We start from the raw sequence: 12310 nt of genomic DNA on the forward strand, positions 1-12310 counted from the left end.
GATGCAACGAAGTGCCGCAATTTGTGAAGAGACGTTCTAAACAGCTGACCGAATTCCCGACTTATTGTCGTCGCACGGTCTTCATGCGGCGCCGCTAACAGAGGCACGCGAACCGGACGATCGCCTGAGGCAACATGAGCAACGATTTCGAGTTCGATCTTTCAACCGACCAGTGGGAAGCACTGAAGGCGCTTCGCAATCCGGTGTCGAATGGTCGCCTTGCGAAGGCTTATGTCGTCAAGAGCCTGGTCGAACTCGGCCTTGTCTTTGTCGATGACGGTGTCCCTGCAATGACACCGGCCGGGCGAAAGGCTTTGGTGCGCGGATCTTGCAGGTTGCTGGACCTCGCGGCCTGACGCACACGTCAAAAGATCTGTGCGATCACGATGGCGTAAGCGACGAACACGGCGCCAAGCCCCCACACCATCGCCGGAATCTGCGACCGCCGACCGACGGACACTTCCAGCGCGATGTAGCTCAACGTACCCAGGGCCATTCCGTTGATGAGATTGTTGGTCAGCACGGTCACCAGCAACGTCAGCACGATCGGAACCGCATTGACGAGATCCGTCATGTCGATGCGGGCAAGCCCCTGCATCATCAGCACGCCGACAAGCACCAGCGCCGGCGCGGTCGCTTGCGGCGGAATGATGACGAAGATTGGCCAGAAGAACAGCGCGAGAAAGAAGAATCCCGCAACGGTCAGCGAGGTCAGGCCGGTGCGACCGCCGGCCTGCACACCGGTGATGGATTCGATATAAGCCGTGACGACTGACGTCCCGAGCAGCGGCCCCACGATCGAAGCCGTCGCGTCGGTCGCGAAGGCTGCCGTGGCGTTCGGGATCGAGCCATCGGGCTTCCGTAGATTGGCAGCGCCCGTCACGCCGATCAGCGTGCCCAGCGTCGAAAAGAATTCGGCGCACAGGAAATAGAACAGCAGCGGCAGCGCCACAACGAAATGGCTGAAGAGATACCCGATATCGAGGGCCATGAAGGTGCTGGTAGGCCAGCGCGGCCACGACAGGATGGCCGATGGCATCGACGTCACCATCTTGCCGTTGGCGCCTGGAACGAAGAAGCCGATCGCGGTCAGCAACACAATCGACAGGATCAGCGCCGCCGGCACTCGGCGCGCCACCAGTACCGGCGTGAGCAGGAGTCCGAACAACGTCAGCAGCACCGGCGGGCTGCGCAACGATCCCATGGCGATGTAGGTCGACGGATTCTGGACGACGAATCCCGCGCCTCGCAGCGCAATGAAGACGATGAGGGTCCCGACCGCCGCCTGGATGCCGATCTTCAGCGCTTCGGGCACATCCTTCGCGACCTTCTCCCGCAGTTTCGACAGGCTGAGGATCAGGAATAGCACGCCGGTGAAGGCGACCATGGCAAGCGCGCCCTGCCAGGGCATGCCCATCTGTTTGACGATGACATAGGTGAAGATGACGTTCGAACCCATCGCCGGCGCTACGGCGAGCGGCAGATTGGCCCACAACCCCATCAGCACCGAGCCGAAGATCGCCGCCAGCGCCGTGGCGCTGACGAGATCGGCACGATCCATTCCGGCGTTGGACATGATCGCGGGGTTGACGGCGATGATATAGGCCATTGCCGCAAACGTGGTGGCTCCGGCCATCATCTCGCGCCCGACGCTCGTGCCGCGCTCGGAGAGGCGAAAGACGCGATCGAGCAGCTTCGCGGCTGCCGGCTGCGCGGAGGCGGCTTGCGGCTTCGTCATCTCGTTCATCCCTGTCCTCCCCCTACCAGACCACCGGGTGTGCTTCGCCGGTCTGCACGTTGATGAAACCGAGCGGTGCCTGCTCGCACGGCGCTACCAGCACCCAGTTCCAGGGCGCGCAGGTCAGCGTTGCAAACATCAGCCGTTCCGGGAATCCCGGATACCAGCGCGGCCGGAATGTCGGCTCGTACATCCAGTCGACCTTGCGCCCTTCTGCGTAGAGCGCCTGCATCTCGGCATCGAGCGCTTGCGCCGAGCGGCAGCTCATCAGCCCGCCGACCTCGAACCGCACGGTGGCGACGAGCTCGCCTTCGCGCACCAGCGCCCATCCGCCTTGAAGTTCGACCAGCGCGTTCACCGCCTTTGCCATCGCCGCGTCGGACGAGCCGACCACCCAGAGATTGTGCTTGTCGTGCGCCACCGAGCAGGCGAGCGCCGTCTCCGGCGTACGCGGGCCACAGCCGCGCCAGAACATCTTTGCGATGCGCCCGTCGCCGGAGAACCGGTCGACGATGGCAAATTTTGTGATGGCCTCGCTCTCGTCGCGCTGCACCGCCCCGTCGCGCACCGGCAGGTCGAGCGTGTAGAACTCAGGATGCCAATGGAAGGGGCGGATCACCGCCGCTTTCATCGTGGCCCGCCCTGACTCAGCCCGCAGCTCGAAATCCTCAGGGTTGATCGTGCGCCTGATATTGACGGTCTTGGTCGCCCATTGCGGCCATTCGATCTTGGGCACTTGGCCGAGATAGCGCATGCCCTCGGACACCTGCGCGCCGTCGGCCCACACTTCGGCGATCGTAAGCTTGGCAACATCGGACAGCAGCACGACATCGCCGAAGCGCCCCGGCGCTAGACTGCCGACGAACGGCGTGAGACGCATGTGCCGTGCCGGATTGATGGTGAGACACTGGATCGCGATTTCCGGCGCAAGGCCGGCCTCGATCGCGACCCGCGCATTATGATCGCTCGCGCCGAGTTCGAGCGTGTGGCTGGCACTGCGGTCATCGGTGGTGAACGCAACCTGCGACCAGTCCTGCAAACCCTTCGCGAGCAACCATTTGACGATCTCGTCCATGGCGTAGACGCGCAGCTCGACAAAGAGACCGCGCGTGAGCTTGTCCCAGGTTTCCTCGGGCGTCTGCACCTCGTGGTCGGACGCGAGCCCGGCCGCGGCAAAGGCGTTGATGGACGGCAGATCCCGCAGGCCCGACGCGTGGCCCTCGACGACGCCGCGCGCAGCGAAAGTCGCCTCGATCATGCCCCAGAGCCGCTTGTAGGATGGGTTGTCGGGATTCCACACCGCCGGCCAGTCCATGACCTCGTCGAGGCCGGTGACCATCAGGCTTTCGCTCATGAAGCGCGCCTGTTCGTCGCGGCCATACCAGCCGCCGCCCCACTCATATGCGGTCGGCGGCACAGCCGAGCCGGGTTGCGGAAAGATCTTCAGCGGCGAGCCGCGACGGCGTGCCTCGAACCAGAATTCGAGATTGCGCGCACCGTTGACGTTGGAGAATTCGTGGCTCGCCTCGCAGGTCCAGGTATTGCCGTGCGGAAGCACCAGCGCCGCTTCCCATTCGGGCGTCAGATGCGAGCTTTCGATATGCTTGTGCACCTCACCGAAGCCGGGCACAGCTGCAAGATCCGGCCGATGCATACGCTCGCGGACCTCGCCGGGATAACTGCCGGCCGGGCCCACCCACGCGATCCGCCGGCCCTTGAAGACGATCTCCTGGTCCTCGCTCCACGTGCGGCTGTGCACGTCGAGCAATTTGCCGACCCGCAACGAACGATCGGCCGGGCGACGACCGAGCGCCGTCAGCACCAGGTCCTGGCGAATGCGCACCTCGTCAGGCGCATTGATCAGGAGATCGTCGGGTATCGCGTTCATGGCTGCCTCACTCTATGCCGGTGCTTTCGCAGCCGCGGTCCGCTTCCGCGGTGGTTTGCGCCCCTTGCCGGCGCGCGCAGCAGCGGCATCGCGCTGACGCACATCCTTCAAAAGGATCGTGAGCGCCCATTCGATCGCGTCGGCGATCTCGGAGCTCGTCATGCCAAAATCCTCGCGCATCGCGTTCCAGGCCAGCACGTTGTTGAGGTAGGACGCGAGCGCTTCGGCCTGGCGGACGTCCTTGGCGGGGAGATGGCGCACGAGCGGCGCCATCGCCTTGCGATGCTGGTCAATTAGGTGCCGTCTGAAGCCTGCACGCACCCGGCGCCCCACCCGCGTTATCGCAATGGCGCGCGCCAGATGCGGATGACGGTCGAACCGCTTGCACAGCTTGCGGAAGATCTCGGGAAGCTCGTCGGGCGAGGTGAAGGGAATGTAGCTGAAGACGTTGTTCTCGATCCACTCGCCGGCCGCGGCGAACAGCTCCGCGCGGGTCTTGAAGTGCCGATAGATGGTTCGCTCGGCCACCTTCGCACGCTTGGCCACCGCGGCCATGGAGATGTCGTCGGCCTCTTCGTCCTCGAGCGTCGCGACAAAGGCGGCAACGATGCGCTGCCGCGTCATCTCGGCATATTCGTCACGAATGCTGACGGTATGTCGCTCTGCTGTACTCATGTCATAAGTCTGACACCGGTCGATTTTGCGGGTCAAGCCGAGACTTGAGGCACGTGGCGCTGCAAGAATAGGCGCCCGCCGGCTCGGGGGAACTGGTACCCCGCGTCAGCACGACGGTCACTGCCGCCTGAAAAATGGACTTTTGCGCATCGCCAAAATCGGATTTGCTCCGCCGAGAACTGCGCGCAACGGCGCCGCGCGGGTAGCAAGGGAGCTGATCATGAACGGGCTTGGCGGACTGAACAAATCGCCTGAGGGCGTCGTGATTGGGCTGGTTCAGTTGCAGCTACCGAACGTCGTCACCCGCGCCGATCTCGCCAGTCAGACCGAGCGCATCGCCTGGATGGTCGGCAAGGCCCGCCGCAATCTCTCCACCATGGATCTGGTGGTCTTCCCCGAATACTCGCTGCACGGCCTCTCGATGGACACCAATCCGGAGATCATGTGTCGGCTTGACGGACCGGAGGTCGCGGCCTTCAAGCAGGCCTGTGTCGACAACAGGATCTGGGGCTGCTTCTCCATCATGGAGTTCAACCCGCATGGCAATCCCTACAACTCGGGCCTGATCATCGACGACCACGGCGAGATCAAGCTCTACTACCGAAAGCTTCATCCCTGGATTCCGGTCGAGCCATGGGAGCCCGGCGATATCGGCATTCCCGTGATCGAGGGACCGAAGGGCGCGAAGATCGCGCTGATCATCTGCCATGATGGCATGTTCCCGGAGATGGCACGGGAATGCGCCTACAAGGGCGCGGAGATCATGATCCGCACCGCCGGCTACACCGCGCCGATCCGCGACGCCTGGCGCTTCACCAACCAGGCCAATTCGTTTCAGAACCTGATGGTCACCGCGAATGTCTGCATGTGCGGCTCGGACGGCTCGTTCGATTCCATGGGCGAAGGCATGATTGTCAATTTCGACGGCACCGTGCTGGCGCACGGCACGACCGGCCGCGCCGACGAGATCATCACCGCAGAGGTGCGGCCGGACCTCGTACGCGAGGCGCGCATCAACTGGGGCGTCGAAAACAACATCTACCAGCTCTGGCACCGCGGCTATGTCGCGGTGAAGGGCGGCGCGATGGACTGCCCCTACACCTTCATGCAGGACATGGTCGCCGGCACCTTCCGACTGCCGTGGGAAGACCAAGTCAAGGTCACCGACGGCACCTCGTGCGGCTTCCCGGGCCCGACGCGGATGTTCGGCAAGACTGCGAAGGCGGCGGAATAACCCGGTTTCTCGGGCGTAACCGCGACATTCTGGCACGGTTGTTGCTCCTCTCTGACGTCCAGGACGTGTCAAAGGGAGTGCACCATGTCGACCATCGCCGCGGCACCCGCCGCCGAGCCGAAGCCGCTCTACACCTCGCTGTTCGTCCAGGTCTTGGCTGCGCTGGTGCTTGGCGTCATCCTGGGGATGGCCGTTCCGAACTTCGCCATCAGCCTCAAGATCCTCAGCGATGCCTTCCTGAAGCTGATCTCGATGATCGTGGCACCGATCGTGTTCTGCGTCGTCGTGCATGGCATTGCCGGCGCCGGCGATCTCAAGAAGGTCGGCCGAGTCGGCGTCAAGGCGTTGATCTATTTCGAGATCATGACGACGGTGGCCCTCGTGGTCGGCCTCTTGCTCGCCTACATCTTCGGTCCCGGCCACGGCATGAACATCGATCCCTCGACGCTGGATGCCAAGGCGCTCAACACTTATGCCGACAACGCCCACAAGCTCTCCGGCGGCGGCATCGGTGCCTTCCTGATGAACGTGATTCCGACCACCTCCTTCGATGCGCTGTCGCGTAACGACGTGCTTCAGGTGCTGTTCTTCGCGGTGCTGTTCGGCATCGGTCTGGCGCTCGTCGGCGGCGAGAAGGGCGCGCTCGTCACCTCCATGATCGACGCAGCCTCCACCGTGCTGTTCCGCGTCATGGGGCTCATTGTGCGGGTTGCGCCGCTCGGCGTGCTCGGCGCGGTCGCCTACACGGTCGGCAAATATGGCGTCGGCTCGCTGAAGCAGCTCGTGTCGCTGGTGATGCTGTTCTACGCCTCGGTCGGCATCTTCGTGCTCGGTGTGCTCGGCGGCGTGATGGCGCTCGCCGGCATCAACATCCTCAAGTTCCTCGCCTACCTGCGCGAGGAGCTGACCATCGTGCTGGCGACGGCATCCTCGGACGCGGTGCTGCCCCAGATCATGAAGAAGCTGGAGCGCATGGGCGTGAAGGATTCCGTCGTCGGTCTCGTCATTCCGACCGGCTATTCCTTCAACCTCGACGCCTTCTCGATCTACCTCACACTCGCCGTCGTCTTCATTGCGCAGGCCACCAACACGCCGTTGTCGTTCGGCGACCTGCTGCTGGTGCTCGGCGTGTCCTTGATCACGTCGAAGGGCGCACATGGCGTGCCGGGCTCGGCGATCGTCATCCTCGCCGCGACCTTGAACGCGGTGCCGAGCATCCCCGCGATCGGCCTCGTGCTGGTGCTGTCGGTCGACTGGTTCATCGGCATGGCCCGCGCGCTCGGCAACCTCGTCGGCAACTGCGTCGCAACCGTCGTGGTCGCGGCCTGGGAAGGCGATCTCGACCGCAGCAAGGCAGCCAAGGTGCTGGAGGGCGGCGAGGTGGTCGACGTGACCGCGGGATAGCGGTTCGCGGGATCAGTCATTCCACTGGAGGAGTGGCGTGCCGTACGCCCTCCTCCAAACCGACAGGAAGCGCGGAAACCACGAGTGGGCCACGGCGCCCTTATAGGCCCAGGTGCGATACTTCAGACCCTGCTCCGAGATCAGCTCCTGATAGCCGCCGTGGACCTCGGTCGCGGTGCGAATGTCCTTCAGGATTCCTTGCGCGCAGGCCCGGTAGATCGCACTCCCTGAGGCCTCATCAAAGTCGAGCATACGATCCGCAAACTCGACATTGAATGTCGGCCAGGAGGAGCGCCCCTGATAGGCGGGCGCCGCTATCTTGTGGATGATCTTGTTGCGCGGATTATCCGCCGACACCAGGAAGTGGAATGTGCTGGGAATGCGAAACCGCGGTTCGGCGATGATCAGATCCGCCGTGGCCGCGAACAGCGCGCGCTCGCTCGCCTCGCTCATATTCCAGAAGCCGCGATGCACGCTGACGAAATCCAATGCGACCGACGATGCCGGTGAGCTCGCCGGGCCGTCCAGGGAATGCCTGATATAGCCGTCCTTCCCGAACAGGCGGAGCAGGTCCCTCTTGTACTGCGCGAGGTCGCGCCCGAGCAGCCGCTTCAACTCGTTCTCGCCGACGATTCCGAGCTGCACGCCCCACACGAAGGTCGTGTAGACGCAGGCATTGGTGACGAAACGCCGGCGCTCGGCGCGGGTATCCGTCGCCGCGGAGCGCGGGCCGGTGGAGTCGCACAGCAAATATCTGGTGCCGTCAGCGTCGAATGCCTCCAGCTCGCTCGCAAGCTTCAGCATCGCGCGCTTCAGGTCTCCGCCATATTCGGCCAGCAGCAAGCGGCCGGCATGCGCGCATTGCGACATCGCCAGGTAGGATGACGCCCTCTGCTCGGCAGAGAGCATCTGCTGCAGACCGGCGAGAATGCCGAGCAGCGTATCCGAGGGCCGGGAGAAATAGTTCACGCCGAGATACCGGCCGCGCCCGGCCGGAACGATGGTCGTCGTCACGACGTCGGCGCGAACTGCCTCCAGCAGCAGGCGAACGCTCTTTTCGAGCAGACGGACCCGTCGCACCGCGTCCTGCGAGTCCATGATCGTCTCGGGATCGAGCACGTCAGGATAGAACCAGGCGAAGTCGCGGGGGTAATAGGCCGATGCGTGCGGCGCGCCCGTGACCAGGAAGGCCTCGGTCACGGAAAAGGCACTGTCCATCGAGTGCCGATAGAGGTCCTCGATGGCCGACAACGAATGGGGCGATTGTCTCAGAAATCGATCACCGAGAAAATTGACCGCCTGAAGGGCGTTGGCGACGAAGGTCGCAGCCATCCCTTGGTAGAACCGGTTCTCACGATGTGATGGAAAAGAGATGTCGCTGTTCATGTCCGTCAATCGGCTGATTGTCTCGTGAGCCTCGCGATGATGGCCACCATTCTAAACATGACTGATTCGTATCTCTACCCGGTGACTTGCGGGTTCGTGACGCTTGCCTAAGCCGTACGCGGCCTGAAATTCTCGATCACCCTGAGCAGCACACGCGCGCCGGCGTCGGCATCGGCAAGCTCGACATGCTCGTCCGGATGATGGCTGATACCACCGCGGCAGCGGACGAAGATCATGCCGACGTCCGCGATGTCGATCATCGCCATGCCGTCGTGCCCTGCCCCGCTCGGCAGCTCGAACACGGAGAAGCCTTCGGCTTCGATCGCCAGCGCGATCCGCTGCTTGAGCCAGGGCGCGCAGGGCGCGGTGCGGTTCTCGTGGGTCACGTCAAGTTGGAGTCCCAATTGCCTCCGCTTGGCGATCGCCTCGATCTGGCGGACGACATCGGCCACCGCGCGCTTGCGGTGCATATCGGTCGGCGCGCGCATGTCGATGGTGAAGGATACTTCGCCCGGAATGACGTTGGTCGCGCCGGGCCTCGCCTGGATGTAGCCGACGGTGCCGACGAGGCCGCCCTCGTCGGTGCGGCAGAATTGCTCGATCGCACCGACGCATTCGGCCGCGCCGGCGAGCGCGTCGCGGCGCAGCGCCATCGGCACGGTGCCGGCATGCCCGGCCATGCCGGTGAGCCGCGCCGCAAGGCGTGTGGCGCCGGCAATCGCGGTCACGACGCCGACGGGCAGGTTCTGCGCTTCCAGCACCGGCCCCTGCTCGATGTGCAATTCGAGATAGGCAAGCAGCTCGCGCCGCGTCCGCGCGGCCGCGCCGATATGGTCGGCATCGAGGCCGAACTGAACGAGGGCCTCGCGCATCGACACGCCATTGCTGTCGCGCGTATTCAGCACGCTCTCATCGAAAGTGCCGGCCACCGCACGGCTGCCGAGCAAGGTCGAGGCAAACCGCACTCCCTCCTCGTCGGCAAAACCGATCACCTCGATCGCAAACGGCAGGCGCTTGCCGCGGCGGTTGAGATCGGCGACGCAAGAGATCGCCGTGATCACACCCAGCGGTCCATCCCATTTGCCGGCATCGCGCACGGTGTCGTAATGTGAGCCGAGCATCAGGCAGGGCGCGCCCGGCCGCTCGCCTTCGTACCGTCCGCAGACATTGCCGATCGCGTCCAGATGCGCGCTCATACCGGCCTCGCGCATCCAACCCATGATGAGGTCAGCGGCCTTGCGCAGCTCCTTGCTGAGAAAGATGCGGGTGAGTTTTTCGGGGTCTTCCGAGATCGCGCCGAGCTCGTTGATCCGGCGAGCGATCTCATTGCCGAGCGATGCATCGTAAACGGTACCAGCGCCCATCTCGGCGAGCTTTCCATCTTCTGAGGACACGGCGGTCCTGGCGGCAATCGATACAAGTTCGGTGCCAGCGAACATCACCGGCGCCGTCCCAGTCAGCGCGTGGTTAGCATGAATGCGCCTTGCCGGCCGACCGTCCAACGGCGGTCATACACATGCGCGAGCTGGTTCGGACTGCTTAACTCCACTGCATACAATATTTAGATATTGCCCATAAATTAATCTGCACCTTTCCTCGCCAAGTTCGACGCTCTCCTTATCTAGCATTTGTTTTCAAGTACTTATAACGAATTGCTCTCTTCATAGCCTCTGGCACGAAGCTTGCGACATCTGGTCCCGGCTCCGCCAAGCCGGCGCAGCCGCGAGATCAAGGCGGGACAATCCGCCAAGGGGAGCGAGCAATGGATTATGGCAGGATTTCACGACGTCATTTGTTGCAGGGCGGCGCGGCCCTCACCCTCGGCGCGGCTGCGGGCCTCCGCCCGGCCTTCGCGGCCGAGACCACCATCGGCTTCATCTATGTCGGCTCGCGCGACGACTACGGCTACAATCAGGCCCACGCGCAGGGTGCGGCGGCGCTGAAGAAGATTCCCGGCCTCAAGGTGGTCGAGGAGGAAAAGGTGCCGGAGACCGACGCGGTCGAGAAGACGATCGAGTCCATGATCAATCTCGACGGCGCCACCCTGCTCTTCCCGACCTCGTTCGGGTACTACAATCCGCACATGATCAAGATGGCCAACAAGTACCCGAAGCTCCGCTTCGAGCATTGCGGCGGCCTCTGGAGCGACAAGGACCCCAAGAATGCCGGCAGCTATTTCGGCTATATCGACGAGGCCCAGTACATCTCGGGCATCGTCGCCGGCCTGACGTCGAAGAGCGGCAAGCTCGGCTTCGTCGCGGCCAAGCCGATCCCTCAAGTGCTGCGCAACATCAACGCCTTCACGCTTGGCGCCAAGTCCGTCAATCCAAAGGCCACCACCCAGGTGATTTTCACCGGCGACTGGTCGATGCCGGTCAAGGAAGCCGAAGCCACCAACAGCTTGATCGATCAGGGCGTCGACGTGCTCACCTGCCACGTCGATGGCCCCAAGACCATGGTCGAGAATGCCGCGCGGCGCGGCGCCTTCGTCTGCGGCTATCACACCAACCAGTCGGCGCTGGCACCCAAGGCCTATCTCACCGGCGCGGAGTGGAACTGGGAAGCGCTCTATCCGAAGTTCGTCAAGATGATCGCCTCCGGCGAAGGCATCCCGAATTTCTACCGCGGCGGCCTGAAGGAAGAGATCGTCAAGACCTCGCCCTATGGCGAAGCGGTCTCGGCCGAAGCGCGCAAGGCGGCCGACGAGGCCAAGGCAAAATTCCTGTCGGCAGAAGGCTACGGCATCTTCAAGGGTGGGCTGGTCGACAACAAGGGCAAGACGGTGATCCCCGCCGGTACCGACCGCGGCCAGAAGGATCCTGAGCTGGAGAAGATGGACTACCTCGTCGAGGGCGTGCTCGGAGCCACTTCGTGACCACGGAAGCGGCGGATTCCACGGACGCGGTCGGGACAGTCGCCCCGGCCGCCGATCCCGGTTTCCTCCAACGCCACGGCGGCACGATCGAATATGTCCTGATCCCGGGCGCGGCGCTCGTCGGCGCGCTCGCGGTGTTCGGCATCTTCGTCGCGATGTTCGGCAAGAACCCGTTAGATCTCTATTTCTACATGTATTACGGCGCGTTCGGCACCTGGTTCTCCTGGCAGAACACGCTGACGCGCGCAGCGCCCCTCATCCTCACCGCGCTCTGTACCGCGCTGCCGGCGCAGCTCGGCATGGTCATCATCGGTGGCGAAGGCGCGCTGCTGATCGGCGCGTTGTCGGCAACCAGCGCCGCACTCGCGCTTCAGGGCATGCCGCCGTTCGTCGTCCAGATCGCCATGGTCTGCGCCGGCGTGATCGGCGGCGGACTGTGGATCATGCTCTCAGGCGGCTTGCGGCAGTATCGCGGCGTCAACGAGACCATCTCGAGCCTGCTGCTCGTCTACATCGCGCTCGCGATCCTCAACCATCTGGTCGAAGGGCTGATGCGCGATCCCGCCAGCCTCAACAAGCCATCCACCCGCGAGATCGGCGCCGCCAACATGATCGGCTCCATTCCCGGCACCGACGTGCATTGGGGCCTTGTGTTCGGCGTGATCGCCGCGATCGCCTCTTACATCCTGATCTATCACACCGTGTTCGGCTTCGCCGCGCGCGTGGCTGGCGGCAACATCCGTGCTGCGAAGATCGTCGGCCTCGGCGTCGACAAGCTGATCCTGACCGTCTGCTTCCTTGCCGGTGGCGCGGCTGGCCTTGCCGGCATGGTCGAGGTCGCCGCCGTGCAGGGACGCACCAACGCCAACCTCGCGGCCGGCTACGGCTTCACCGGCATCCTCGTTGCCTTCCTGGCGCGGCAAAATCCGCTCGCCATCATCCCCGTCGCGATCCTGCTCGGCGGCATCAGCGCCAGTGGCGGCCTGCTGCAACGCCGCTTGGGGCTACCCGATGCGTCCGTGCTGGTGCTGCAGGGCATCATCTTCGTTTTCGTGCTCGCCAGCGATGCGCTCTACGGCCGCATCGGATTTCTGAAGGGAAAATCCTGAG

General features: G+C 63.8%; 10 protein-coding genes. 5 read left to right on the forward strand and 5 right to left on the reverse strand.

Translation table 11 applies throughout. The features are described 5' to 3' along the window. Positions 1-134: 134 nt before the first annotated feature. Entirely contained in the window at positions 135-356 is a 222-nt protein-coding gene (locus tag AB7M16_RS09035) for a hypothetical protein (protein WP_172785506.1), read from the forward strand. Between the two features lie 8 nt (positions 357-364). Here the strand turns inward: AB7M16_RS09035 and AB7M16_RS09040 are convergent, their stop codons facing one another. Genes AB7M16_RS09040 through AB7M16_RS09050 form a run of 3 tightly spaced genes read right to left on the reverse strand, consistent with a single transcriptional unit; the run spans position 365 to position 4301 of the window. Further along, positions 365-1747, reverse strand: coding sequence for an NCS2 family permease (locus tag AB7M16_RS09040; RefSeq protein WP_453943693.1), 1383 nt, complete (start codon positions 1745-1747; stop codon positions 365-367). Positions 1748-1760: 13 nt separating this feature from the next. Continuing rightward, the gene (locus tag AB7M16_RS09045) at positions 1761-3626 is read right to left on the reverse strand and encodes an adenine deaminase (protein WP_453943694.1); all 1866 of its coding nucleotides are present in this window, start codon (positions 3624-3626) and stop codon (positions 1761-1763) included. 12 nt (positions 3627-3638) lie between these two features. Beyond that, positions 3639-4301, reverse strand: coding sequence for a TetR/AcrR family transcriptional regulator (locus AB7M16_RS09050; protein WP_453943695.1), 663 nt, complete (start codon positions 4299-4301; stop codon positions 3639-3641). A 220-nt stretch (positions 4302-4521) separates the two neighbouring features. Here AB7M16_RS09050 and AB7M16_RS09055 point away from each other — a divergent pair, with 220 nt between their 5' ends. Beyond that, positions 4522-5535, forward strand: coding sequence for a formamidase (locus AB7M16_RS09055; RefSeq protein ID WP_453943696.1), 1014 nt, complete (start codon positions 4522-4524; stop codon positions 5533-5535). 84 nt (positions 5536-5619) lie between these two features. Beyond that, on the forward strand, positions 5620-6939 hold the full coding sequence (locus AB7M16_RS09060) for a dicarboxylate/amino acid:cation symporter (protein WP_453943697.1): 1320 nt from the start codon (positions 5620-5622) through the stop codon (positions 6937-6939). 12 nt (positions 6940-6951) lie between these two features. On the opposite strand, the gene AB7M16_RS09065 is transcribed toward AB7M16_RS09060, so the two are convergent. Both AB7M16_RS09065 and AB7M16_RS09070 read right to left on the reverse strand, forming a co-directional pair. Beyond that, entirely contained in the window at positions 6952-8325 is a 1374-nt protein-coding gene (locus AB7M16_RS09065) for a hypothetical protein (RefSeq protein WP_453943698.1), read from the reverse strand. 107 nt (positions 8326-8432) lie between these two features. Continuing rightward, positions 8433-9689, reverse strand: a complete 1257-nt coding sequence (locus tag AB7M16_RS09070; protein WP_453947144.1) for an allantoate amidohydrolase — start codon at positions 9687-9689, stop codon at positions 8433-8435. A gap of 398 nt (positions 9690-10087) precedes the next feature. Here AB7M16_RS09070 and AB7M16_RS09075 point away from each other — a divergent pair, with 398 nt between their 5' ends. Both AB7M16_RS09075 and AB7M16_RS09080 read left to right on the forward strand, forming a co-directional pair. Continuing rightward, positions 10088-11200, forward strand: a complete 1113-nt coding sequence (locus AB7M16_RS09075; protein WP_453943699.1) for a BMP family ABC transporter substrate-binding protein — start codon at positions 10088-10090, stop codon at positions 11198-11200. After that, a complete protein-coding gene (locus AB7M16_RS09080; RefSeq protein ID WP_439366488.1) occupies positions 11197-12309 on the forward strand; it encodes an ABC transporter permease subunit in 1113 nt (370 codons plus the stop codon). Before AB7M16_RS09075 ends, AB7M16_RS09080 begins: the two co-directional genes overlap by 4 nt. Position 12310: the final 1 nt, after the last annotated feature.

The organism is Bradyrhizobium sp. USDA 372 (assembly GCF_053629095.1).

Coding starts and splice junctions, on each gene's coding strand:
- AB7M16_RS09035 (WP_172785506.1), top strand. CDS start 135: ATGAGCAACGATTTCGAGTTCGATCTTTCAACCGACCAGTGGGAAGCA.
- AB7M16_RS09040 (WP_453943693.1), bottom strand. CDS start 1,747: ATGAACGAGATGACGAAGCCGCAAGCCGCCTCCGCGCAGCCGGCAGCC.
- AB7M16_RS09045 (WP_453943694.1), bottom strand. CDS start 3,626: ATGAACGCGATACCCGACGATCTCCTGATCAATGCGCCTGACGAGGTG.
- AB7M16_RS09050 (WP_453943695.1), bottom strand. CDS start 4,301: ATGAGTACAGCAGAGCGACATACCGTCAGCATTCGTGACGAATATGCC.
- AB7M16_RS09055 (WP_453943696.1), top strand. CDS start 4,522: ATGAACGGGCTTGGCGGACTGAACAAATCGCCTGAGGGCGTCGTGATT.
- AB7M16_RS09060 (WP_453943697.1), top strand. CDS start 5,620: ATGTCGACCATCGCCGCGGCACCCGCCGCCGAGCCGAAGCCGCTCTAC.
- AB7M16_RS09065 (WP_453943698.1), bottom strand. CDS start 8,325: ATGAACAGCGACATCTCTTTTCCATCACATCGTGAGAACCGGTTCTAC.
- AB7M16_RS09070 (WP_453947144.1), bottom strand. CDS start 9,689: ATGGGCGCTGGTACCGTTTACGATGCATCGCTCGGCAATGAGATCGCT.
- AB7M16_RS09075 (WP_453943699.1), top strand. CDS start 10,088: ATGGATTATGGCAGGATTTCACGACGTCATTTGTTGCAGGGCGGCGCG.